The sequence below is a fragment of the Pigmentiphaga sp. YJ18 genome (genome assembly GCF_038066655.1).
Lineage (GTDB): Bacteria > Pseudomonadota > Gammaproteobacteria > Burkholderiales > Burkholderiaceae_B > Pigmentiphaga.
In genome coordinates, this window is the sequence record NZ_JBBUKU010000003.1 from 1 (window position 1) to 23963 (window position 23963).

At 67.5% G+C, this 23963-nt stretch carries 26 protein-coding genes; 4 read left to right on the forward strand and 22 right to left on the reverse strand.

Annotated elements, in window-relative coordinates:
• Positions 1-144: 144 nt before the first annotated feature.
• The 11 genes from WKR98_RS19785 to WKR98_RS19835 form a co-directional block, all read right to left on the reverse strand.
• Entirely contained in the window at positions 145-564 is a 420-nt protein-coding gene (locus WKR98_RS19785) for a RidA family protein (protein ID WP_341434492.1), read from the reverse strand.
• A 58-nt stretch (positions 565-622) separates the two neighbouring features.
• Entirely contained in the window at positions 623-1642 is a 1020-nt protein-coding gene (locus WKR98_RS19790; RefSeq protein ID WP_124690513.1) for an aromatic ring-hydroxylating oxygenase subunit alpha, read from the reverse strand.
• A 10-nt stretch (positions 1643-1652) separates the two neighbouring features.
• A complete protein-coding gene (locus tag WKR98_RS19795; protein ID WP_124692444.1) occupies positions 1653-1880 on the reverse strand; it encodes a recombinase-like helix-turn-helix domain-containing protein in 228 nt (75 codons plus the stop codon).
• Positions 1880-2182 (reverse strand): hypothetical protein, encoded by a 303-nt coding sequence (locus WKR98_RS19800; protein ID WP_371695517.1) that lies wholly within the window; start codon positions 2180-2182, stop codon positions 1880-1882. Before WKR98_RS19800 ends, WKR98_RS19795 begins: the two co-directional genes overlap by 1 nt.
• A gap of 30 nt (positions 2183-2212) precedes the next feature.
• On the reverse strand, positions 2213-3172 hold the full coding sequence (locus WKR98_RS19805; protein ID WP_124690515.1) for a VOC family protein: 960 nt from the start codon (positions 3170-3172) through the stop codon (positions 2213-2215).
• 14 nt (positions 3173-3186) lie between these two features.
• Positions 3187-4665, reverse strand: coding sequence for an aldehyde dehydrogenase (locus WKR98_RS19810; RefSeq protein ID WP_445936128.1), 1479 nt, complete (start codon positions 4663-4665; stop codon positions 3187-3189).
• Between the two features lie 3 nt (positions 4666-4668).
• Positions 4669-6348 (reverse strand): thiamine pyrophosphate-binding protein, encoded by a 1680-nt coding sequence (locus tag WKR98_RS19815; RefSeq protein ID WP_124690516.1) that lies wholly within the window; start codon positions 6346-6348, stop codon positions 4669-4671.
• The gene (locus WKR98_RS19820; protein WP_124690517.1) at positions 6341-7138 is read right to left on the reverse strand and encodes an SDR family oxidoreductase; all 798 of its coding nucleotides are present in this window, start codon (positions 7136-7138) and stop codon (positions 6341-6343) included. The genes WKR98_RS19815 and WKR98_RS19820 overlap by 8 nt, the downstream gene beginning before the upstream one ends.
• Positions 7138-7980 carry an IclR family transcriptional regulator gene (locus tag WKR98_RS19825; protein ID WP_124690518.1) on the reverse strand — a complete coding sequence of 281 codons (843 nt, stop codon included), beginning with the start codon at positions 7978-7980 and terminating at the stop codon, positions 7138-7140. The genes WKR98_RS19820 and WKR98_RS19825 overlap by 1 nt, the downstream gene beginning before the upstream one ends.
• Before the next feature lie 143 nt (positions 7981-8123).
• Positions 8124-8441, reverse strand: a complete 318-nt coding sequence (locus WKR98_RS19830; RefSeq protein ID WP_124690519.1) for a chaperone modulator CbpM — start codon at positions 8439-8441, stop codon at positions 8124-8126.
• A gap of 2 nt (positions 8442-8443) precedes the next feature.
• A complete protein-coding gene (locus tag WKR98_RS19835; protein WP_341434493.1) occupies positions 8444-9373 on the reverse strand; it encodes a DnaJ C-terminal domain-containing protein in 930 nt (309 codons plus the stop codon).
• Between the two features lie 208 nt (positions 9374-9581).
• Between WKR98_RS19835 and gluQRS the strand changes: the two genes are divergently transcribed.
• Positions 9582-10472 (forward strand): tRNA glutamyl-Q(34) synthetase GluQRS, encoded by an 891-nt coding sequence (gene gluQRS / locus WKR98_RS19840; protein WP_341434494.1) that lies wholly within the window; start codon positions 9582-9584, stop codon positions 10470-10472.
• A 38-nt stretch (positions 10473-10510) separates the two neighbouring features.
• Here the strand turns inward: gluQRS and WKR98_RS19845 are convergent, their stop codons facing one another.
• Positions 10511-11923: a DEAD/DEAH box helicase gene (locus WKR98_RS19845; RefSeq protein ID WP_124690522.1), complete on the reverse strand. Its 1413-nt coding sequence runs from the start codon at positions 11921-11923 to the stop codon at positions 10511-10513.
• Between the two features lie 182 nt (positions 11924-12105).
• On the opposite strand from WKR98_RS19845, the gene WKR98_RS19850 reads away from it, so the two are divergent.
• Both WKR98_RS19850 and dinB read left to right on the forward strand, forming a co-directional pair.
• On the forward strand, positions 12106-12840 hold the full coding sequence (locus tag WKR98_RS19850; RefSeq protein WP_124690523.1) for a glycosyltransferase family 2 protein: 735 nt from the start codon (positions 12106-12108) through the stop codon (positions 12838-12840).
• A gap of 25 nt (positions 12841-12865) precedes the next feature.
• On the forward strand, positions 12866-13942 hold the full coding sequence (gene dinB / locus WKR98_RS19855) for a DNA polymerase IV (RefSeq protein WP_124690524.1): 1077 nt from the start codon (positions 12866-12868) through the stop codon (positions 13940-13942).
• Here the strand turns inward: dinB and WKR98_RS19860 are convergent.
• The 10 genes from WKR98_RS19860 to sugE all read right to left on the reverse strand — a co-directional run bounded on the left by WKR98_RS19860 (position 13909) and on the right by sugE (position 22041).
• A complete protein-coding gene (locus WKR98_RS19860; RefSeq protein ID WP_087840800.1) occupies positions 13909-14118 on the reverse strand; it encodes a heavy-metal-associated domain-containing protein in 210 nt (69 codons plus the stop codon). The two genes, dinB and WKR98_RS19860, sit on opposite strands and share 34 nt — an antisense overlap.
• A 56-nt stretch (positions 14119-14174) precedes the next feature.
• Positions 14175-15425 carry a TIGR03862 family flavoprotein gene (locus WKR98_RS19865; protein WP_341434495.1) on the reverse strand — a complete coding sequence of 417 codons (1251 nt, stop codon included), beginning with the start codon at positions 15423-15425 and terminating at the stop codon, positions 14175-14177.
• Positions 15426-15444: 19 nt separating this feature from the next.
• Complete coding sequence (locus WKR98_RS19870) at positions 15445-16272, reverse strand: IclR family transcriptional regulator (protein ID WP_124690526.1); 828 nt, start codon at positions 16270-16272, stop codon at positions 15445-15447.
• 81 nt (positions 16273-16353) lie between these two features.
• Entirely contained in the window at positions 16354-17127 is a 774-nt protein-coding gene (locus tag WKR98_RS19875; protein WP_124690527.1) for an SDR family oxidoreductase, read from the reverse strand.
• A gap of 18 nt (positions 17128-17145) precedes the next feature.
• The gene (locus WKR98_RS19880; protein ID WP_124690528.1) at positions 17146-17994 is read right to left on the reverse strand and encodes an ABC transporter permease; all 849 of its coding nucleotides are present in this window, start codon (positions 17992-17994) and stop codon (positions 17146-17148) included.
• Complete coding sequence (locus tag WKR98_RS19885; protein ID WP_124690529.1) at positions 17994-18989, reverse strand: ABC transporter substrate-binding protein; 996 nt, start codon at positions 18987-18989, stop codon at positions 17994-17996. The genes WKR98_RS19880 and WKR98_RS19885 overlap by 1 nt, the downstream gene beginning before the upstream one ends.
• Positions 18990-19052: 63 nt before the next feature.
• Complete coding sequence (locus WKR98_RS19890) at positions 19053-19838, reverse strand: ABC transporter ATP-binding protein (protein ID WP_124690530.1); 786 nt, start codon at positions 19836-19838, stop codon at positions 19053-19055.
• Between the two features lie 371 nt (positions 19839-20209).
• Positions 20210-20755: a GTP cyclohydrolase I FolE gene (gene folE / locus WKR98_RS19895; RefSeq protein WP_124690531.1), complete on the reverse strand. Its 546-nt coding sequence runs from the start codon at positions 20753-20755 to the stop codon at positions 20210-20212.
• Positions 20756-20903: 148 nt separating this feature from the next.
• Positions 20904-21710: a glutamate racemase gene (murI, locus tag WKR98_RS19900; protein ID WP_341434496.1), complete on the reverse strand. Its 807-nt coding sequence runs from the start codon at positions 21708-21710 to the stop codon at positions 20904-20906.
• A 16-nt stretch (positions 21711-21726) separates the two neighbouring features.
• Positions 21727-22041, reverse strand: a complete 315-nt coding sequence (sugE, locus tag WKR98_RS19905) for a quaternary ammonium compound efflux SMR transporter SugE (RefSeq protein ID WP_124690533.1) — start codon at positions 22039-22041, stop codon at positions 21727-21729.
• Positions 22042-22360: 319 nt separating this feature from the next.
• Here sugE and gdhA point away from each other — a divergent pair, with 319 nt between their 5' ends.
• On the forward strand, positions 22361-23704 hold the full coding sequence (gdhA, locus tag WKR98_RS19910) for an NADP-specific glutamate dehydrogenase (RefSeq protein ID WP_202865552.1): 1344 nt from the start codon (positions 22361-22363) through the stop codon (positions 23702-23704).
• Positions 23705-23963: the final 259 nt, after the last annotated feature.

The following is a 23963-nucleotide window of genomic DNA, read 5'->3' on the forward strand; positions in this document are numbered from 1 at the left end:
TGGGAGCCCGCGGCGAAGGCAGGCAGTTCATCGCCCGTGGGCGAGCGGAACTCGACACTGATGATGCCCTGCGCTTCAAGGCGGATGGCGTGAACCAGTACCGTAAGGAGTGAGCTGCTGTTCATGAAAGGTCGAAAGAAACGGTTATGCGTCGGCACGCAGGGCGATGTCGAGCCGCGCAAACGCATCGATCTCCACGGTCAGACCGGGAAAAACGAGGCCACGCACCTCGACCAACGTGGAACACGGATAAGGCGACTGGAAGAACTCCTTGCGGGCCCTTCCGACTTCATCCTTGTCCTGAATGTTCGTCACGTAAATCACCAGTTTATAAATATTTTGCACCCCTCCGCCAGCGGCCTCGACCAAAGCTCGGATTTTGCCTAGCACAATCAGGGTTTGTTCGTAGGTACCGAGGGGCGACGCGGCCGTCGATTCGGGGTTGGCCGTCATGCCCGACATCGAGATTTCATTGCCCAGGACCAGGCAATTGGACCAGGTGGCCGTTTCGCGCTCGGGCACCGACGGCGCGACGACGCGGCGCGCGGCCGCGCCGCCGCTCATCGGGGCCTCCAGGCGCCGCGGATTCCCCGGACGGGGAATCCGTACCCGGCAAGGCGGCTCACGCCGTCTTCCCTTTCAGTTGCTCGAACTGCTCGGTCGCCAGGTTGCGCAGGTGGCGGCGCAGGCGAACCAGCCCGATGTCGTGCTGGTACAGGTTCTCGCGCTGATTGGCGTCGGGCTCCATGACTTCCAGCACTTCGCGGTCCTGCTCCAGCACCGCCCAGTGGCGCGCTTCCAGCCGGTTGCGGTACAGGAACTGCCACGCATGGCGCTGCCAGCCCGAGACCTTGCGGCAGCGCCAGTGGAACACGGCGGCGAGGTTCTCGGAGATGGGAGTGTAGGTGCCGACGATGGCGAAGCTGCCGCCGGGGCCGCCGGTGGACGGATACGGGATTTCGAGCCGCAGCCAGTGCAGGCCGGTGTTCGCCCATTCGGTCCAGTCGAAGTTCACGCCGCGCTGGCCCTTCTTCTCGAAGACGAAGCCGTGCTCGGTGTCGCGCACGCCGAAATCGGCCACCGAGGAACCCTCGGCCATCGAGTGCGACTGCTTGTGCAGATAGGTCCCGTGCATCGGGTCCATGACGTTGTCGATGACGTAGCGATAGTCGCCGCGCCATTCGGTGTAGCACAGGAAGGCCGCGTACTCGTCCGAGACCAGTTCTTCGGGCAGCGTGAAGTCGGGCGCCTCGTCCACGTTGGTGGCCGAGTTGTACAGGAACACCGCGCCGTTGCGCTCGACCACGTGGAAGGAACGCGCGGCGCGCTTGCCTTCCAGGCTGCAGCCGGGGCTGCCCGGCACGTTGGTCACCACGCCGTCGGCGCGCACCTGCACGCCATGGTAGCCGCAGGCGATGCGGTCACCCAGCAGGATGCCGCGCGACAGCGGCGCGCCGCGGTGCGGGCAATGGTCTTCCAGCGCGTACAGCTTGCCGGCCTCGTCGCGCCAGAACACCAGCTTCATGCCCAGGCGGCGCAGCGACACGGGCTTGTCGGCGATGAAGTTGGACGGACAGATCGCGTACCAGGTGTCTTTCAGGCCGTTCGCGAGCAGGGTGTCGGGGCTATCGATCTTGATCATGGCGGACTCCTCAGGCGGTCTCGGCCAGGCGGGCCAGTTCGGATTGCAGCAGGTCCTCGGTCCAGGGCACGCCGTTGGGCGCCGGAGGGCCGGCATGGTTCAGGTATTCGACGATGGGCGCGAGTTCATGCTTGCCCGCCGCGAAGGCGCGCTCGAGCGAATCGCCCAGCAGGCTTTCCCACTCGGTGGGCGTGCGGCGCCGTGCCTGATGCGGGTCCAGATAACGGTCTTGTTGCATCATTTACCTCCGTTGCGTACGCGTTCGCGGATGCGTTCGCGAACGGGAACAAAGTCATAAGTGGGATAGCACTCGGTGCGGAACACACCCCAGGCCGAGCGCTCGAGTTCGACGTTGACCGTGGCCAGCAGATGCGGCGGCACCTCGAGCGTCACGATCTGCCCCAGCCCCATCGCCACGGTCCAGGACACGATCTTCACGCCCTCGGGTGGGAACCGCTCCCACCAGTCGGCTTCTTTCAGCTTGGTCTGGACCGCGTCCAGATTGTTCGACTGATCGTGCTTGAGCAGCACGGTCAACATCACATTCGCCGGCTCGGCCATACGTCGCCCCTACTTCTTCTCGGTAAGAAACTTGCCGTCGGGCGCCTTGGCGTTCTTCTGGCGGCGGGTATTGCCGTCCAGGCCGCCATCGATCGCCCATTCGGCGAACACGGTGGGACCGGGCTCGAAGTCGCGGGCTTCCCACTCGGCATCCAGGTAGTCGTCGTCGGCGTAGTACTCGATCAGGCCACCGCCCGGGAAATTGAAGTACCAGAAGTAGGCCGACGAGATCGGATGCCGGCCCGGGCCGAGCTGCGTGCTCCAGCCATCGCGGGCCATCGCCATGCCGCCGCCGAACACTTCGTGGATGTCGCGCACGGCGAAAGCGACGTGGTTCAGGCCGGCGCGCGGCTGCGGCGGCTGCAGCAGGAACAGGTCGTGGTGGCCGCCCTCGGGCGCGCAGCGCAGGAAGGCGCCCTTGCCCGGATAGCGGTCGGAAGCCACGAAACCGAAGTTCTCGGTATAGAACTGCTCGCAGGCTTTCACATCCTTCACGAAGAACACCACATGCCCGACTTCGATGGGGGTGGCGCGCTCGTAGATCGGGCTGCGCTCGTTGCGGCGGGCCTTGGTACCCCAGGTGTTCATGCCCGGGCTGTCGAGATCGAGGTCGATCTTGCGGGTGGTCTGGAAACGCACGGCCAGGCCGTTGGGATCGGTACAACCGACCCGGCCGCCTTCGTTCACGTAGCCCGGCTTGTCCTTCAGGCGAGCCGCGAAACGCTCCAGCACCTCGTCGCTGGACACGCCCCACACCACTTCACGCAGCGTCGGGCCGTCCTCGATCGCCGGCGGCAGTCCCGGGAAATCGGTGGTCTTCACGATCACCCGGCACTTGTTCATCGACTCGAACACCAGCGACTTGTCCGTTTCCTCGGCCAGCGTCAGGCCCCAGTCGGACAGGAATTTCCTGCAGGCGGCCAGATCGTCGGCGCCGTAGGTGATTTCGTCTATACCCAATACGTCCATTTTGCTCTCCTACCTCAGTTTGCCCAAGGCAACGGATTCTGGTTCATGCCCCAGTACATGCCTTTCTGTTCCATGTACTGCAGGATGCCGAGTCGGCCCTTCTCGCGGCCGAGGCCGCTGTCGCGCCAGCCGCCGAACGGCGTGGAGATCGAGAAGAACTTGTAGGTGTTGATCCACACCGTACCGGCCTGCACGGCGCGGCCGACGCGCCAGGCGCGCTTGTAGTCGCTCGTCCAGATGCCGGCCGCCAGCGCGTACACGCTGTCGTTGGCCTGCTCGATCAGGTTCTCTTCGTTGTCGAAGGGCATCGCCACCAGCACCGGCCCGAAGATTTCCTCCTGGCTGATGCGCGCCTGGTTGTCCAGGCCTTCGATGATGGTGGGGCGATAGAAATAACCCTTGTCGTAGATGCCGCCTTCCGGACGCTGGCCGCCGGTGCGGATGCGGCCGCCTTCGGACACGCCCATCTCGACGTAGCGCTCGATCGACTCGCGATGGCGGCCGGTGATGAGCGGGCCCATCTGGGTGCGCTCGTCGGCGGGGTCGCCCACGCGCAGCGCGGCGGCACGCTGGGTCAGTCGGTCCAGGAACTGCTCATAGATGGACGAGGCGACGAACAGGCGCGAACCGGCGATGCAGGACTCGCCCGACGAGCTGAAGATGCCGTACAGCACGCCGTTGACGGCATGGTCCAGGTCGGCGTCCTCGAACACCATGGTGGGCGACTTGCCGCCCAGCTCCAGCGACACCGGCATCATCTTGTCGGCGGCGATGTGGGCGATGTGCCGGCCGGTGGTCGTGCCGCCGGTGAAGGACACGCGCTTGACCAGCGGATGCTTGGTGATGGCGTCGCCGATGACCGAACCCTTGCCGGGCAGCACGCTGATGATGCCCTTGGGCACGCCGGCTTCCTCGCAGATGGCGGCCATGTCCAGCGCCATCAGCGGCGTGACTTCGGCGGGCTTGACCACGAGGGCGTTGCCGGCGGCCAGCGCCGGAGCCATCTTCTGGGCCTCGCTGGCGATGGGCGAGTTCCACGGGGTGATGGCGGCCACCACGCCCATGGGGTCGTACACGCTCATGGACATGTAGTCGCCGCGCGACGGGGTGATCACTTCCTCCAGCGTCTCGCAGGCGGCGGCGAAGAACTGGAAGGTGCCGGCCGCGCTGGCCACCAGCGCGCGCGTTTCGCTGATGGGCTTGCCGTTGTCCAGGCGCTGGCGCTGGGCCAGGTCCTCGGCGCGCTCGCGGATCAGTTGCGCGATCCGGTACAGCACGGCGGCGCGTTCGTGCGGCTTGCGCTGGGCCCAGCCGCTGGTGCGGAAGGCCTGGTGCGCGCCCTGGATCGCCTCTTCGACGTCGTCCAGGCTGGCCGCGTTCAGGTAGGCCACGGGCTCGCCGGTGGCCGGATAGAGCGTGGCGTAGCGGTCGCCGCCGCCCTCGCGCCAGACGCCGGCGACGCAGATGGGAAGATTCTTGTCGGAAATCAGCATGGTTCAGGCTCCCGCCTTGTCGGTCGCGGCCTTGACCGGGGGACCCGCGAACTTGGTGTTGAAGCCGCCGACCGACAGCATGTCGATCTCGACGATGAACGGCCCCTTGGCGGCCAGGCCCTGCTTGAGCGCGCCTTCCAGCTCGTCCAGGTTCCTGACGCGGGCATGGCCCAGGCCCATGGCCTGGGTCAGCAGCGCGTAGTCCGGGGTGTGCAGCTGCACGTAGTGCTTGCGCCCGCCGTAGACCGCGTCCTGGATGTTCTTGATGACGCCGTACGCCTGGTCGTTCATCAGGACGATCAGCATGTCGGCCTGTTCCTGCACGGCCGTCGCCAGCTCGCCCAGGTTCAGGATGAAGCCGCCGTCGCCGGCCAGCGTGAAGGTCTTCTTGCCCGAGCCGCTGACGGCCGCGCCCACGGCGGCGCCCACGCCCATCGCCAGGCCCAGGCCGATGCCGCCGCCCAGGGCGTGCACGCCGGCCTTGGGCTCATGCAGGCACGGCAGGCGGTTGCCCCAGATGCTGTTGGACAGCGTGACGTCGCGCACCCAGTTGAAGGATTCGCCCACCACGGATTGCAGGGTGTCGATCAGCCTGGTGTAGGGGCCGACGTCGTCGCGCAGCTTGGCCATCGCGCCCTGCTTGGCGGACTGGATGTCGTCCAGGAACTTGGGGTCGACCGACATCTTGCCTTCCAGCCGGTCGGCCAGGCCCTTGAGCGCCAGGGTGGCATCGCCGTTGACGAAGAAATCGGTCGTGTAGGCACGGCCGTCCGCCTGCGAATCGGCATCGATGCGGTAACGGGTGGCGGGCAGCTTGATCGCGTACTTCAGCGTCTCGTTGCTGCGCAGGCGCGAACCGACCACCAGCAGCGCGTCCACGGTCTGGTAGAGGTTCTCGACCGGCTTGGCGACCGTGAACGAACCCAGGCAGGCCGGATCGTTTTCCGGGATCACGCCTCGGCCCTGCGTGCTGGTGATCACGCCGAAGCCCAGCTTGACCAGGCGGCGAACCTGCTCGCCGGCCTGGCGGGCACCGCCGCCCAGCCACAGCAGCGGACGCTTGGCCTGGGCCAGGCGCCGGGCCAGCTCGTCCAGCGCGGCCTCGGACGGCACCAGCGCCGCCACGGGCAGCGGGCTCAGGTCGGCGGGTTCGTCGATCAGGGCGGCCTGCACGTCGATGGGGATCTCGATGCTGACCGGACCGGTCGGGGCCGTCATGGCGATCTGCACCGCGCGCTTGACGATGCCGATGGCGGTCTCGGGCGTGCGGATGCGGAAGGCGGCCTTGGACACGGCCTGCAGCATGTCGAGCTGGTGGTTGGCTTCGTGGATGAAGCCCAGGTTCTGGTCCAGGTAGGGGCTATCGATCTGGCCGGTCAGGTGCAGCAGCGGCGTGCCGGCGGTGATGGCCTCGACCATCGAGCCGGCGGCATTGCCGGCGGCGGTGCCGGTGCTGGTCACGGTCACGCCCAGGCCGCCGGTGGTGCGGGCATAGGCGTCGGCCATGTTGGTCGCGCCGGCTTCGCCGCGGGCCATGACGAAGCGGATGTTCCCGCGTTCGCCGAAGGCGTCCAGGATGGGCATGTTGTGGATCGAGATGACCCCGAATGCCGCCTTGACGCCGCAGTTCTCGAGGAACTGCGCAATGGCTGCGCCGACGGTGATACGGTTGACATTAGGCATGACGGCAAACCCCTCCGGAGATATCGATATGGCTGCCCGTCGTGTAGGAAGACAAGGGCGTGGCAAGGAAGAAAATGGCCCGCGCGGGCTCTTCGGGACGGCCGAGGCGGCCCAGCGGAATCTGTTTTTCGGCGGCGATGCGGCCCGTCCATTGCTCCCAGGTCAGCGCGCGGTCCTTGCGCTCCTCGTAGCGGCGGCGCCATTGGCCCGACTCGACCAGGCCCAGCAGGATGCCGTTCACGCGGATCTTCTTGGGAGCCAGTTCGAAGGCCAGCGAGCGCACCAGGTTGTGGATGCCGGCGCGCGCGGCCGACGTGGCCACCATGTGCGGTTCGGGCTGGATGGCCAGCAGCGAATTCACGCACACGATCGCGGCATCCTCGCTCTGCTCAAGCTGCGGAATGAAGGTGCGGGTCGGGTTGATGACCGAGAAGAACTTCAATTGGACTTCGTCCAGCCAGGCCGAGTTCTCGGTGCTGGCGAACGTGGATACACGGCCCTGGCCGGCGTTGTTGACCAGGATGGACGCCGTTCCCAGTTCCTTTTGCACCTGGGCGGCGAAGGCCTCGACCTGTTCGGGCACCAGCACGTCGCAGCGGGCCGCAAGGATGCGGGCGCCGGGAAAACGGGCAAGGAGGCCTTCCCTGGCTTCCTTGAGCTTGTCCTCGTTGCGGCCGCAGAAGGCGACCGCCGCGCCGGCTTCCAGCAACAAGCCGACCGTCGCGAGACCGATGCCCGAGGTACCCCCCGTGACGACGGCGACTTTCCCGTCAAGCTTATACATAGTCATTAGGCAACCATTCCGTTCAGTTTTTCATCGAGACCGTAGGCGGCATCCTGCCCACGGTAGTTGAGCAAAGAAGAGAGTTCGGCGGCGCTTTCGCACACGCTGTCGGCCAGGCGCTCCAGGCGGCCGGCTTCCAGCGGCACGGCGGGCATCGCCACGCCCAGCGCGGCGGCGATGGCTCCGCCCTGCTCGCGCACCGGCGCGGCCAGGGTCGAGATGCCCGATTCGAAAAAGCCTTCGTGCAGTAGGTAGGGCCGCCGGCGGTCCTCCGCCAGCAGCGCGTGCAATTGCTCCACGGAGCGCGGCGTGAACGCGTTGACGATGGGCAGCGTGCCCTGCGGATACAGCTCGCGCAGTTCGTCCAGGGACATGTCGGCCATCAGCACCCGGCCCAGCACCGTGGCGTGGGCGGGCAGGCGCGTGCCGACGTTCACCGAGCTGGCGAGCGGGGTATTGGCGGCCGCCTTGGCGACATAGACGATGTCCGCGCCGTCGCGCACCACCAGGTGACAGGAAAGATTGAACTCGTTGCGCACCCGCTCCAGCAGGGGGGCCCCCAGTTGGGTCAGTTCGAGCGAGGCGAGGTATTCGAAGCCCAGGCGCAGCACGGCCATGCCCAGGAAGTAGTCGCGGCCGTTGTCCGCGCGATGGATGAATCCCATGCGCTCGAGCGTGGCCAGCAGCCGGAATACCGTGGTGCGGGGCACGCCCAGCCGGCGCGCCAGTTCGGGGGCGTTCATGGCGCCCTGGGCCTGGCCGACCTCGCACAGCACGCGCAGGCCGCGCTCCAGGCCGGGAACGACGTACTTGTCCTGCGAAGTTTCCTGAGGAAGAAGCGGGTTCACGGCGCGCGCCAGGGTTCGTTCGAGCAGCTAAGGGATGGGCATGAATGTCGTTTCAAATATGAACTGACAATCCATACACGGAACAGAACGAAATATAGCCGCTCCGCCTTCCCGTCGTCACTAGGGTAAACCCTAGATAACGCTCAGCGGCCTTCGGCGTCCAGGCCCAGCACGCGCAACCGCGCGCGCAGCCGCCGTATTTCGTTGCTCATGTCGAGGATCAGGGCCGCCGCGTCCAGGCTGGCGTCGAAATCGCGCTGCAGGTCGCGCGCCGCCAGCGCCTGCCGCAGCGCGGCGCTGTCGAAACACCAGTCGGCCGGACGGCCGCTGGCCTCGATGATGCCGACCCGGACCAGCTGCAGCACCCAGGTCTCTTCCGCGCCGCAGGCCCGGGCCAGCTCCCCGGTGCTGAGCGGCTGTTCCTTGCCCACCAGGGTGGCGGTGACGGCAACCGTCTTCATCGTCAGTCTCCCAGGTTCCGGCGCGGGTCGAAGGGCACTTCCTGCGCCAGGTGTCTATACGCCGCCTTCGCCTTCTCGGTGTCGGCGGGCGGCCAGGCGATCTCCAGTACCAGATAGAAATCGCCGGCCGGGTCCCCCGGGATGCCCTTGCCCTTCAGACGCAGCTTGCGGCCGTCGCGCGAATTCGCCGGCACGTTGACCTCGACCGGCCCGTGCGGCGTGGGCGCCCGCACCGTGGCGCCCAGCGCGGCCTCCCAGGGGGCGACCGGCAGGTCCATGTACAGGTCGCGGCCCTCGACCCGATAGCGCGGGTGGGGCTTGATCCGGATCTCGAGGTAGAGGTCGCCGTTCTCGCCGCCGCCCAGGCCCGGCATGCCCTGCCCCGCCAGCCGGATGAATTGCCCTTCCCGTATCCCGGCCGGGATGCGCACGCTCAGCGTGCGCGTCTGCAGCCGGGGCTGGCCGTTCTCGTCGTGGCCGATGGAGCGCAGCGAGATGTCGCGGGTCGCGCCGTGCAGGGCGTCGTCCAGGTCGATCTCGATGGCGGCGTGGTGGTCCTCGCCGCGGGCGCGCATCTGCGCGCCGCCCGGACGCTGGCGCGCGCCGAACAGCGACGAGAAGAACTCGCTGAACGCCGCATCGTCGTTGGGGCTGGCCCCGCGGAACTCGAACCCGCTGTCCCAGTCGGGCGGCGGGCGGAAATCGCCGCCGGACGAGACGCCGGCCGCCAGGTTGTCGTAGGCGGCCCGCTTCTCGGGATCCTTCAGCACCTGGTAGGCCTCGTTGACGTCGCGCATGCGCTGCTCGGCGTCGGCTTCCTTGCTGACGTCGGGATGGTACTTGCGGGCCAGCTTGCGGTAGGCATGCCGGATATCGTCGTCCGACGCCCCCTGCTCGACGCCCAGAGTAGCGTAGTAGTCCTTGAACTCCATAGCCGCGGTCTCGCAAAGTAAAGTGCCGCCCCTGCCGGGGGGGTTACCGTCTTATATGTGGGACACGCCGACCGATTTCAATCGCCCGGGGCGAAGGAGGACCCTCGTCGGCTTCCAGTCTATCAGGGCGGGCCGGACAGCAGAACCTTGGCGATTTGTGCCGTATCCTTCGAGGACCTCATTCGAACTCAAGGAACGACGCCTCCCCATGCACGCGCCATCGGACTACGTCGGCCGCTTCGCCCCCAGCCCCACCGGCCCCCTGCACCAGGGCTCGCTGGCGGCCGCGCTGGCCAGCCATCTGGACGCCCGCGCCCATGGCGGACGCTGGCTGGTGCGTGTCGAGGACCTGGACGCGCCGCGGGTCGTGGAAGGCGCCGACCGCGTCATCCTGGACCAGTTGCGGGCCCTGGGCCTGCACTGGGACGGCGAGGTGCTCTACCAGTCCTCGCGCCACCAGGCCTACCGCGCGGCCTTCGATACGCTGCGGCGCCAGGGCATGGTCTACGCCTGCGGCTGCACGCGCAAGGAAATCGCCGATTCCGTCCTGAGCGCGCGCGGCTACCTGCCGGCCGGCGAACTGCCCTATCCGGGCACCTGCCGCGGCGGGCTGCACGGCAAGCCGGCCCGCGCCTGGCGGCTGCGCGTGCCGCCGGGCACCGTGCGCATCGACGATCGATGGATGGGGGTGATCGAACAGGACGTGGCGGACGAGGTGGGCGACTTCGTGCTGTTCCGCGCGGACGGGATGTGGGCCTACCAACTGGCTGTGGTGGTGGACGACGCCGAGCAGGGCGTCACCGACGTCGTGCGCGGCAAGGACCTGATCGGCTCCACGCCCAGGCAGAAAATCCTGCAGACGCTGCTGGCGCTGCCGGTCCCCCGGTGGATGCACGTGCCGGTGGTGGTCAATGCCGACGGGCAGAAACTGTCGAAACAGACCGGCGCGGCCGCGATCGATACGCAGCGGCCGCTGGCCGCGTTGCAGGCCGCGTGGCGCCACCTGCAATGCGAGCCGCTGCCGGCGGCGGACGTCCCCGCCTTCCTGGCCGAGGCGACGGACCGCTGGGCGCGGCGATGGGCAATACGTCGGGGATGAGGCCGGGGCGCGGCAAGCGCCCCGACGATGGCCGGAGGTCAGTCCTTCTTGCCGCCGCCCAGCAGCACGGCCAGCGGCCGCTTGGCGGAAGTGCGGGGCGGCACGGGAGGCGCCTCGCTGTGGACCGGCTCGGTGCCGTTCGCGGGCACGTAGGGGCGGAAGAAGAAATCGTCGACGGGCTTGGCCGGCGGCTCGTAGCGATGGCGCTCGCCACGTTCGCCGCGTCCGCCATGGCTGCGGACCGGACGTTCGCGATCGCGTTCGCCGCGCGACGATGCCAGCACCGACGCCGGCAGGTCCAGCTGGCCGCGCGGGATCTCGCGCTTGATCAGCTTCTCGACGTCGAGCAGGAAGCGCTCTTCCTCGGGCGCGAACAGCGCGATGGCCTCGCCCGTCGCGCCGGCACGGCCGGTGCGCCCGATGCGGTGCACGTAGTCCTCGGCGTTGTAGGGCAGGTCGTAGTTGATCACGCAGGGCACGCCGGCCACGTCCAGGCCGCGGGCCGCGACGTCGGTCGCCACCAGCACCTCCAGTTCGCCGGCCTTGAAGGCCTCGAGCGCCTTCATGCGATCGGCCTGGGTCTTGTCGCCGTGGATGGACTCGGCCCGCACGCCGTCGCGCTCGAGCTGCCGCGCCAGGCGGGCGGTGCCGATCTTCGTGTTGGAGAACACGATGACCTGCTTCAGGCCGCGCGACTTGACCAGGTGCACGACCGCCGCGCGCTTGGCGTCGCCGCTCAGCTTGTAGGCGATCTGGCTGACGGTGTCGGCCGTGGCGTTGCGCGCCGCGACCTCGATCTCGACCGGCTGCGTCAGGTAGGAGCGCGCCAGCTTGCGGATCTCGTTGCTGAAGGTGGCCGAGAACAGCAGCGTCTGGCGCTGCTGGGGCAGCAGGCGGATGATGCGTTCAAGGTCCGGCAGGAAGCCCATGTCGAGCATCCGGTCGGCCTCGTCCAGCACCAGCATGCCGACCTGGCCCAGATTGATGGTTTTCTGCTCGACGTGGTCGAGCAGGCGTCCCGGGGTCGCGATCAGCACCTCGCAGCCGCGCCGCACTTCTTCCTTCTGGGGGCCGATGTCGACCCCGCCGAAGACCACGGCCGCGCGCAGGGGCGTGAACTGGCTGTAGCGCTTGACGTTATCGGCCACCTGGTCGGCCAGCTCGCGCGTGGGCGTGAGGATCAGCGCGCGCACGGGATGCCGGGCAGGCGATGCGCTGTGGTTGGCCAAGGGCATGAGCCGATGGAGGATGGGAAGGGTGAAAGCCGCGGTCTTGCCGGTTCCGGTTTGCGCTGCGCCCATTACGTCGCGGCCGCTGGTGACGACCGGAATTGCTTGCGCCTGGATAGGCGTCGGAATGGTGTACCCAGTGGCGACGACCGCCTTGAGTATGTCGGGGTGCAGGCCGAAATCGGCAAAAGAACTGGGCCCTGATGCCGCTGTATCTGTCATGGTGGGGGACCACCAATGCCGCAACACGATGATGCGTATCAATAGTCCAGAAAAATCAAAGACTTAGATTTTACCCCAAAAGCCAGCCTGTCAGCCAGAAGGAAAAACCGGCGGCGGACGGGCCCGCCGCCCCGGCGCACCATGCTGTAATGGCGGCATCGCCACCCTGCTCCGCATGCGACATGCGCCTGTCCGTCATCATCATTGCCCGCAACGAGGCCCGCAACCTGGCCGACTGCCTGGAATCGGTCCGCTTCGCCGACGAGATCGTCGTGGTCGATTCGGGCAGCACCGACGAGACGGTGGACATCGCGCGCCAGCACGGCGCCCGGGTCGAGACCACCCCCGACTGGCCCGGCTTCGGCCCGCAGAAGAACCGCGCGCTGGCCCTGGCCACCGGCGACTGGGTGCTGTCGATCGATGCCGACGAACGGGTGACGCCCGAACTGGCCGCCGCGATCGCCGACGTCCTGCGCGCACCGCGCCACGACGCCTACGACATGCCACGGCTGTCCAGTTTCTGCGGCCGCTTCATCCGCCACAGCGGCTGGTGGCCCGACCGCGTGCTGCGCCTGTTCCGGCGCGGCACGGCCCGCTTCAGCGACGACCTGGTGCACGAAAAGGTGGTCGCCGACGGCGCGGTGGGACACCTGGCGCCGCATCTGCTGCACTACACCTATCCCGACCTGGACAGCGCCATCGCCAAGATGAACCGCTATTCCACGGACAGCGCGCAGGCCCTGCACGCGCGCGGCCGGCGCGCCGGCGTGGGTGCCGCGATCGGGCATGGCGCCTGGACCTTCGTGCGGCTGTACGTCTTCAAGCGCGGCTTCCTGGACGGCCGCCACGGGTTCCTGCTCGCGGCCACCGCGGCCGCCGGCAGCTTCTATCGCTATGCGAAGCTCAGCCTGAAATAGGCGCGGCCAACCGGCGAATGCGGCCATGCGCAAGATCATCCACTGCGATTGCGACTGCTTCTACGCATCGATAGAAATGCGCGACGACCCCAGCCTGCGCGGCCGGCCGCTGGCCGTGGGCGGGCGGCCCGAGACCCGGGGCGTGGTGGCCACCTGCAACTACGAGGCGCGCAAGTACGGCGTCCATTCGGCGATGTCGTCGGCGCGCGCGGTGCGGCTGTGCCCGGACCTGCTCATCATTCCGCCCAGGATGGAGATGTACCGCGTGGCCTCGGCGCAGATCATGGACATCTACCGCGACTACACCGAACTGGTCGAACCGCTGTCGCTGGACGAGGCCTACCTGGACGTGACCGGCAGCGACCGGCTGCAGGGCAGCGCCACGCGGATCGCCAGCGAGATCCGGCAGCGCGTGGCCCAGGCCGTCGGCATCACCGTCTCGGCGGGCGTGGCGCCCAGCAAGTTCGTGGCCAAGATCGCCAGCGACTGGAACAAGCCCGACGGCCTGTTCGTGGTGCGCCCGCAGGACGTGGACACCTTCGTGGCGGCCCTGCCCGTCGCCAAGCTTCACGGCGTGGGCAAGGTGACCGGCGCGCGGCTCAAGGCGCTGGGCGTCGAGACCTGCGCCGACCTGCGGGAATGGGAACACGACCGGCTGCGCGACGAATTCGGCGCGTTCGGCGAACGCCTGCACGACCTGTGCCGCGGCATCGACCTGCGCGAGGTCTCGCCCACCCGTGAACGCAAGTCGGTCAGCGTGGAGCAGACCTTCGTGACCGACCTGCACACGCTGGAGGCGTGCCAGGCGCTCCTGCGCGAGATGCTGGACCAGCTCGACGCGCGCGTGCGGCGCGCCGATGCCCAGAACCACATCCAGAAACTGTTCGTGAAACTGCGCTTCTCGGACTTCAACCGCACCACCGCCGAAGGCGTGGGCGCGGCGCTGGACGAGGAACAATTCCGCATCCTGCTGGCCACGGCCTTCCGCCGCAACCCGCGCGCCGTGCGGCTGATGGGCTTGGGCGTGCGCCTGGGCGCCCCCGGCGGACAGCTCGCGCTGTTCGGCGATCAGCCGACGGTTTCGGAACCCGACACCGTGTAGCCGGCCTCTTCGATCAGCTTGGCGATGCGCGCGGCATCGCCGGCCTGGTCGACGCGCACCTTCCCGGCGCCCAGGTCGACCTCGACATGGGCCTGGGGGTAGGCGGACTGCACCGCCTGGGTGACGGACTTGACGCAGTGTCCGCAGCTCATTCCCTGCACCTGGAATTCAAACATGGCATGACTCCTTTCTTGATGGTGTAGCCAGTATTTCCCTTCCCACGATGGCAAGGTCAAGCGCCGTTGCGCCGCGCCAACCAACGGGCGGCACCCTGCCCCGACCAGCGGCCGCTGGCAAGGCAGGCCGTGAGCAGATAGCCGCCGGTGGGCGCCTCCCAATCCAGCATCTCGCCGGCGCAGAAGACACCGGGCAGCGCGCCCAGCATGCCGTGTTCGTCCATGCCGTCGAACGCCACGCCGCCGGCGCTGCTGATGGCCTCGTCGATGGGACGCGGCGCGCGCAGCGTCAAGGGCAGCGACTTCACCCAGGCGGCCAGCCTGGCGGGATCGTGGAAATCGGCGGCCGGCACGATCTCGCGCAGCAGGCCCGCCTTCACGCCATCCACCTTGATACGCGCGCGCAGATGGTTGGCCATGGATTTGCTGCCGCGCGGCCACGCCAGTTCCTCGGCGACACGCTCCATGCCCAGCCCGGGCGCCAGGTCGAGCCGCAATTCGGCGTGGCCGTGGCGAGCGACGGCCTCGCGCAGGCGGGCCGAGGCGGCATAGACCAGGCTGCCCTCGACGCCGTAGCCGGACACGACGAACTCGCCGCCGCGGCGCCACTCGCCCTGCTCGTCGGACATGGCGAGCGTGACCGCGCGTACCGGCTGCCCCGCGTAGCGTTCGCGGAAATGCGGACTCCAGTCGATCTCGAAACCGCAGTTGGCAGGCGCCAGCGGTGCGATGCGCACGCCGCGCCCAGCCAGCCACGGCACCCAGGCCGCGTCCGATCCCAGCCGCGGCCAGCTCGCGCCGCCCAGGGCCAGCACCACGGCATCGTGGTGCTGGACCGCGCGGCCGGCCGGCGTGTCGAAGGCCAGCGCACCGCCTTCCTCCCATCCCAGCCATCGATGCCGCATGTGCAGGCGCACGCCCTGCCCCCGCAGCCGGTGCAGCCACGCGCGCAACAGCGGCGCGGCCTTCATTTCCTTGGGAAAGACCCGGCCCGAGGAGCCGACGAAGGTCTCGATGCCCAGGCCATGCACCCAATCGCATATGGCCCGGGCGCCGAACGCTTCGAGCATGGGTGCCAGCGCCTCGGCGCGATCGCCATAGCGGGCCAGGAAGGCCGCCGCCGGTTCGGAATGGGTGATGTTCAGGCCGCCTATGCCTGCCAGCAGGAACTTGCGGCCCACCGACGGCATGGCGTCGTAGACGTCCACCGCGATGCCCGCCCCGGCCAGTACCTCGGCGGCCATCAGGCCCGCCGGCCCGGCGCCCACCACAGCGGCGCGACCGGACGCGGTCAACGGCCCGGCCATGGCCGGCACGGCGCACCGTTCACAGGTTGACGACCCGGCCCATGGCCAGTTTCTCGGGCGAATAATTCAACAGGCGGGACAACTCCATGGCGGTGTTGCGCACCCGGCCGACCAGGTCGTCGATACGCTCGGGCTCGAAGCGCGACGAGGGGATCGTGGCGCCCAGCGCGGCCACGATGCGGCCGGTGGCGTCGCGCACCGGCGCGGCGATGGTCGAGACCCGCGCCTCGAAGAAGGCTTCCTGCAGCACATAGCCGCGTTCACGGTCCTTCTGCACCAGCTCGTACAAATCCATCACGGTCGTGGGCGTGCTGGAGGAATAGCTGGCCAGGTGTTCCTCGGGGAACAGCTCGCGCAGTTCGTCCAGCGTGAGATCCTCCAGCAGGACGCGGCCCAGCACCGTGGCGTGCGCGGGCAGCCGCGTGCCGACGTGGACCGAGCTGGTGAAGGGCGTGGGCGCCGACGACTTGGCGACGTAGACGATGGAGCGGCCATCGCGCACGACCAGGTTGCACGAGAACCCGATCTCGCCGCGCAGGCGCTCCAGCAGGGGCGCGCCCAGTTCGGTCAGTTCGAGCGAGGCCAGATATTCGAAGCCCAGCCGCAGCACGGCCAGTCCGAGCCGGTAGTCGTGCCCGCCCTCGGCCCGCTGGACGAAGCCCATGGACTCCAGGGTCATCAGCAGCCGGAAGACGGTGGATCGCGGCAGGCTGAGGCGGCGCGCCAGTTCGGGGGCCGACAGCTTGCGGTCGACGTGGCTGAATTGTCCCAGCAACAGCAGGCCGCGCTCCAGCGCCGGGACGAGATACTTGTCCTGCGCGACCTCCGAGATATTCCCTTTGCTCATGGTGTGACCGACTGTCTGATGGCTTGCGGACGGAATGATACCGGTCCCGACGGGCGGTGCCGGCCACGCCGCCCGCTTTTTTCAATTCATCACGAAACCGCCGTTGACCGGAAGGAGTTGCCCGGTAACGAAGCGCGCGAGGTCCGACAGCGCGAACAGCACCGATCCGCTCACGTCCTCGGGCACCTGTTCGCGGTGGATCGCCCGCTGGTCATGGTAGAGCTGGTGCCGCGCCTCGGGCACGTACTCCGTCGCCTCGACCAGGGTCAGCCCCGGGGCAATGGCATTGACGGTGATGTTGTCGGCGCCGAACTCGCGCGCCAGCGACCGCGTCATCGCCGTGACCGCGCCCTTGCTGGCGACGTAGGCCATCAGGTTGGGCGCGCCCCACAGGGCCGTGTCCGACGCCAGGTTGACGATGGCGCCCCGGCCCGACGCCTTGAGCGCCGCGTGGCAGGCGACGGACATCAGCCAGGTGCCGCGCACGTTGACCTGCATGACCTTGTCCCACACCTCGACCTCGAGCTGGTGCGCCGTGCGCCCGCCCGAGTTGGTGATGGCGGCGTTGTTCACCAGCCCGTCCAACCCGCCCAGCAGTTCGACGGCGCGCGCCGCGCACCGCTCGACCGAGGCCTTGTCGCCCAGGTCGACTTCGATGCCGTGCACCGGAAAGCCCCGCGCCTGCAGCGACTCGACCGCCTCTTTCAGCGTGTCGGCCAGGATGTCGGCCATGGCCACCTGCGCGCCGGCCTGGCACAGCGCCACCGCGAACTCGTAGCCCAGCCCGCGCGCCGCGCCCGTCACCAGGATGCGGCGGCCCCGCAGGAGATTACCGATAGTGCTTGAATCCAACATTGCTCCCATTACCCGCGCTCAGACCGTGGTGGTGGCCGCGCGCGGCAGATAGTGAAGTACGCGCTTCTCGGCCCAGACGACGCCCGCGTAGGCGACGATGCCGATCAGCGTAAGCACCGCGATCGTGACGAACACGGCCGAGGTATTGCCCTGTCCCTCGCCGTCGACCAGCAGGAAGCCCAGGCCCAGGTTGCCCCCGACCAGTTCGCCCACGGTCACGCCGATGACGGCCAGCGTCGAGGCGATGCGCAGGCCCGAGAACAGCGCCGGCAGCGCCGACGGGAACTCGACCAGGCGGAAGATCTGCCAGCGGCTGGCGTTGAGCGTGCGGACCAGGTTGACCATGTCCGGATCCACGGTGCGCACCGCCGACAGCACGTTGATCATGACCGGGAAGAACACGATCAGGATGGCGACCAGGATCTTGGGATAGATGGTGTAGCCCAGCCACATCACGAACAGCGGCGCGAAGGCCACCTTGGGCGCGATCTGCAGCGCCAGGATGTACGGCGACAGGATGGATTCGGTGGTGGGCGACAGGCCCAGCACCACGCCCACCACCAGGCCCAGCAAGGCGCCCAGGATGAAGCCGACGATCACCTCGAACGCGGTGATGCCGCTGTGCATGAGCAGCTCGCTGGTCTGCCACATATGGCCGAATTCCTGGACCACGCGGCTGAAGCGGGGCAGGATGAATTCCGGCATCTTGAGCAGGCCGGGACCCCATTCCCAGGCGGCCAGGAACACCACCAGGACCAGCAGGCTGCCGGCGGCCGTGGCGACTTTGCCCGAGAAGAACGGGCGGGCCGCCGGCTTGGCGGCGCCCGCCGCGGCGGGCGCGTTTTCGTTGGATACGGATACAGACATTACCGCTCAACCCCGACGAACTGGTTCGTATAAAGATCGGTCAAGGGTGCGGCCTTGGACACGATGCCTTCCGACACGTAGAACTTCTGCACTTCCGCCAGGCGGGCGGTGTCCATCTGGCCCAGCACCTTCTGGTCGGCGTACACGTACTTGTTGTACAGGCGCAGGATGCGCTCGAGCTTCTCTTCCTTGCCCTTGAAGGCCGGCGCGGCCTGGGCGTAGGTGGCGGCGGCGCTCTTGGGATCCTTCATCACGTCCTGCATGCCGCGCAGGGTCGCGCGCACCAGGCGCTTGATCAGGTCCGGGTTGTTCTTGATCGTTTCGTCCGAGGCGATGATGGCCTGCGCCATGCTGTTGAACGGTTTGTCGACCTTCAGGTACTCGACGTTGCCGTTGGTGGCCTCGTCGGCATCGACCAGCCAGTCGGGCGTGGCGGCCATGCCCTCGGACTTGCCGGCGGCGAACAGCTGCCAGACGCCGGCCGGGCCCGCGGCCTGAATGGACACGTCGTTCTTGCTCAGGTTGTACTTCTTGAGCGTGCCCAGCAGCGCGTAGTAGGTCGTGTCGCTGTACGAGATCACGGTCAGGGTCTTGCCCTTGAGATCAGGAACCGACTTGATCGGACCGTTCTTCTTGACCGCCAGCGCCGACAGCGAGCCTGCGCCCAGCACGGCGACGGCCTTCACCGGCACGCCGTTGGCGCGGACGATGATGGGCGTGTCGCCGATGGCGCCGCCGATCACGGCATTGCCGGCGCCGATCTGCTTGGCGACGTCGACGCCGCCCTTGCCCAGCACGAAATTGACCTTGATGTTCTCATCGGCGTAGTAGCCGCGCTGCTGCGCGATCATCCACGGGGCGAAGGCCGGCAGCGTGGGCGGCGCGGGCAGCAGATAGTTCACTTCCTCGGGCGCGGCGTGGACGGCGAAGGGCGAGGCGACAGCCACGGCGACGGCGGCCAGTTTGAAGCTGAACGAGACCAGAGCTTTTTTCATAGGGCTTCCTGTAAAGAATGGGCGCCCACGGGCGCGACGTGCGTGATCGGGAGAAATGGACGGTCAGTGCAGTTCGGCGGTTTCCTTGCCGACCTTCAGCAACTCCATCAGGCGCCCCTGCAGCGGGCCGATTTCCGGCAGCTTGCGCCGCTCCAGCGGGTTGTCCCGCATGGGCAGGTCGACGACGATTTCCTCGATGATGGTGCCGGGACGCTCGCTCATGACCAGCAGGCGGTCGGACAGCGCGATGGCCTCCACCAGGTCGTGGGTGATGAACAGCGCCGTCTTGCGCTTCTCGTACACCATCTTGGCCAGGTCCTGCTGCAGCACCATCTTGGTCTGCGCATCCAGGGCCGAGAACGGTTCGTCCAGCAGCAGCACCTGCGGGTCCACGGCCAGCGTGCGAGCCAGCGCGGCACGCTGGCGCATGCCGCCCGACAACTGGTAGGGATAGTGTTCCTCGAAGCCCTTCAGGTGGCACTTGGCCAACAGCTCGTCGGCGATCACCTTGCGCTCGCGGGCCGGGGCACCGTCGATTTCCAGTCCCAGCTCGACGTTGGCGCGGATGGTGCGCCACGGCATCAGCAAATCCTTCTGCAGCATGAACGCCACCTTGCGCACGGGCTTGGTGACGCGCTCGCCGCCCACGTAGACCTCGCCCTCGCTGGGCAGGTAGAGGCCGGCGCCCATGTTCAGCAACGTACTCTTGCCGCAACCCGACGGGCCGATGATGGACACCACCTCGCCGCTGCGTATGCTGAGATTGACGTCGGTGACCGCGGTGCGGGGTTCTCCCGTCTGGCGATCCATGAAGCGCTTGCCAACCTTGCGGAACTCGATTTCATTCATGTTGCGGGCCTGTAGGAACCGAAGCTTCGATCCGGCGGCGAACGGGAGCGGAACTGCCCCATCCCCGTGGTTGCGGGGGGCCGGACACTGCGATAGTGTTATTCGATCGCTGGGCCGGCATCGTTCGTCGTCTTAAATACGAAACCTCATCTCATATACGGAACAGTGGCAAAAATATAGCGCCTCGATTTTGGAGGCGCGACTGGGGTAAACCACTACCGATGCCGTAGCAAACTCCGGACCAGGGCAAAACCGGCCCCTACGACGAGGCGCAAGGCGCCGTGGCGGTGCGGCATCGCACCATCCACGGGCGGGAAGAAAGGAAACCGCACCCGGCCGGTGCGCCAGGCCGCGCGGCGCGGCCGTGCCGGCTAGCGGATCAGTTCGAGGAACTCGGCCCGCGTCGAGGGATTCTCGCGGAACGCGCCCAGCATGACGGAACTGACCATGGACGAGTTCTGCTTCTCGACCCCGCGCATCATCATGCACATGTGCTGGGCCTCGATGACCACGGCCACGCCCAGGGCGTCGGTCACTTCCTGGACGGCCTCGGCGATCTGCAGGCAGAGGTTCTCCTGGATCTGGAGGCGCCGGGCGTACATGTCGACGATGCGCGCCACCTTGGACAGGCCGAGCACCTTGCCGTTGGGCAGGTAGGCCACATGGGCCTTGCCGATGAAGGGCAGCAGGTGGTGCTCGCACAGGGAATACAGCTCGATGTTCTTGACCAGCACCATTTCGTTGGTGTCGGACGAAAACAGGGCGCCATTGACGATCTCGTCCAGGTTCTGCGTATAGCCCTGGCACAGGTATTTCATGGCCTTGGCGGCGCGCTTGGGCGTATCGCGCAGGCCCTCCCGGCCCGGGTCCTCGCCGAGCTGTTCGAGTATGGAGGTGTAGTTCTGTTCGAGCGACATGAAGGCTCCCGAGGTATCCGTGGAAACGGCGGCGCTGGACCGACCGGGCGCGGCGCGAAGGCCCGCGGAAGGCGTGAGGATACCCCATCGCCCCGGGCGTAGCCGGAAAGGCCCTACCTCGATCCCGAATCCCGGCCGCCGCCGCGGTTCAGCAATATTCCCGGGGCAGGCGCGCCACGGCGGCCTCTTGCCCCGTCAGGCGCGCGATGCGCCGCGCGGTCTCGGCCGGATCCCCGCTGGTCATGAAGGAAACGCCGCCCCCGCCCGCCTCGCGCGCCAGTCCATGGGCCAGCAATTGCCGCTGCAACTGGCGGGCGAAGGGGACGCCGGTTTCCAGCACCGCCACGTCCGGCCCCACGTGGCGCCGGATCGGATCGATCAGGAAGGGGAAATGCGTGCAGCCCAGGACCAGCACGTCGGCGCCGCGCTCGACCAGCTCCGCCAGCGGCTCGGCCACGAGACGGTCCTGGTCCGGCGTCCAGCCTTCTTCGGCCAGCGATACCCAGCCGGGGCAAGGCTTGAGGAGCACTTCCACGTCCGGCGCCTCGCGCCGGACCAGCGCGTGGAAGCGGTCGCTGAGCAGCGTGCCGGTGGTGGCCAGCACGCCGATCACGCCGGAACGCGTCAGCCGGGCCGCCGGCTTGACGGCGGGCTCGATGCCGACGATGGGCAGGTCCGGGTAGCGGTCGCGCAGGGCCTCCACCGCGACCGCCGTGGCCGTGTTGCAGGGTATGGCCACCGCCTTGGCCCGGTGCGACAGGAAAAACTCGGCCAGGCGCAGGGCGCGCGACACGATGTAGGCCGGCGTTTTCTCGCCATACGGCAAATGGCCGCTATCGGCCACGTAGAGGAGGTTTTCGTGCGGCAAGGACTGCCGGATGGCGCTCAGCACGCTGATGCCGCCCACGCCGGAGTCGAAAATGCCTAGGGATCCGTCGTGAGCGGCGGTGGTCATGGGATGGAAATGCGCGCTAGGAAGCCAGTTTCAGCCCTATGATACCCGCCAGGATCAGCCCCAGGCTGGCCAGGCGCGCCGGGCTGGCGGCCTCGCCGAACAGCAGGATGCCCAGCGCCGCGGTACCCACCGCGCCCACGCCCACCCAGATGGCGTAGGCGGTCCCTACCGGCAGCGTGCGCATCGCCACGCCCAGCAGCGCCATGCTGACGACGATGGCGGCGATGGTGCCCACCGACGGCCACAATCGCGTGAATCCGTGGGTGTATTTCAAACCGATCGCCCAGCCGACCTCCATCAGTCCGGCGATGATCAAAAGGGTCCAAGCCATGGTTTTATCCTCATTGCGGGGCCGTCCCCATTCGTCATGCCCAGCGGGGTCGTCCCCACCTCGTTCCGTCCCTATTTAAATAGGGAAAAACACTTCACCACCCCGCTCCGTCCCTTTTTAAAGATCGCACTAAATACGTGCATAAAGTCGGGGTTTACCGACATGATGACGGAAAAACGCGATTACAATGCCGCGTTTTTTCGGTGTAACGCACCACATCAGAGCAATTGCCGCACGCAAAAGGTGCAGCCCTCGACGCCGCTCGCAGCTGATTGCGGCAGGACGACCCCAAGCGCCCGGACATTCAACGGAGCCGATATTGAAACACGCCAGCCTAGACAGCTTTCTCTCGCAGGTCGCCCTGCGCGATCCTCATCAGCCGGAGTTCCTGCAAGCCGTCAAGGAGGTCATGACCAGCCTCTGGCCTTTCCTGCAGAAGCACCCGCGCTACGCCGAGCACGGCCTGCTGGAGCGGTTGGTGGAATCCGAGCGCATCATCCAGTTCCGCGTATGCTGGGTCGATGACCGGGGCCAGACCCAGGTCAATCGCGGCTTCCGCATCCAGCACAACTCGGCCATCGGTCCCTTCAAGGGCGGCATGCGGCTGCACCCGTCGGTCAACCTGTCCATCCTGCGCTTCCTGGCGTTCGAACAGACTTTCAAGAATTCGCTCACCACCCTGCCCATGGGCGGCGGCAAGGGCGGCTCCGACTTCGACCCGAAGGGCAAGAGCGACGGCGAAGTCATGCGCTTCTGCCAGGCCCTGATGCTGGAACTCTACCGCCATCTCGGCCCCGACACCGACGTGCCGGCCGGCGACATCGGCGTGGGCGCCCGCGAAGTGGGCTTCATGGCCGGCATGATGAAGAAGCTGTCCAACAGCGCCTCGGCGGTGTTCACGGGCAAGGGCCTGGCCTTCGGCGGCAGCCTGATGCGTCCCGAGGCCACCGGCTACGGCACCATCTACTTCGCCGAACAGATGCTGTATCGCAAGAACCAGAGCTTCGACGGCAAGTCCGTGTCGATCTCCGGCTCGGGCAACGTCGCGCAGTATGCCGCCGAAAAGGCGCTGGACCTGGGCGCGAAGGTCGTGAGCCTGTCCGACTCCGACGGCACGCTGTACGTGAAGGATGGCATCAGCGTCGACATGCTCAAGGAGATCATGGATCTCAAGAACGTCCAGCGCGGCCGCCTGACCGACTTCGCCGCGCGCAACAAGCTGTCGTTCGAGGCCGGCAAGCGCCCCTGGCACATCCCGGTCGACATCGCCCTGCCGTGCGCCACCCAGAACGAACTCGACCACAAGGACGCCGAGACCCTGGTCGGCAACGGCGTGCTGTGCGTGGCCGAGGGCGCGAACATGCCCTCGACGCTGGAAGCCGTGGACGTCTTCACCCATGCGGGCACCCTGTATGCCCCCGGCAAGGCCAGCAACGCCGGCGGCGTGGCCGTGTCAGGCCTGGAAATGGCGCAGAACTCGCAACGCCTGTCGTGGCACCACGCCGAAGTCGACGAACGCCTGCGCGCCATCATGAAGGACATCCACGAAAACTGCGTGCGCCACGGCAGCCGCGCCGACGGCTCCATCAACTACGTGGACGGCGCGAACATCGCCGGCTTCGTGAAGGTGGCCGACGCGATGATGGCTCAAGGGGTGTACTAGCCCCCCCCTACGCCCTTACGGGCGCCCAGTCTGGTGAGCCCCCAGCCGCTACGCGGCAGCCCCCCAAGGGGGCCGGGACCCGCCTTGGGGCGGCCCGGCACCGGGTCCCGGGGGCGATGCGCGAGGACCGGCGGAGCCGGATCCTCCGCATCCTGGGTCTAGTACGGGTTTCGTGGGTTGTAGCGCCGGTGCTTCGCTGGCTACCGGCGGTTGGAAATGAAAAAAATGGCCTCGCTTTTTTGAAGCGAGGCCATTTTGT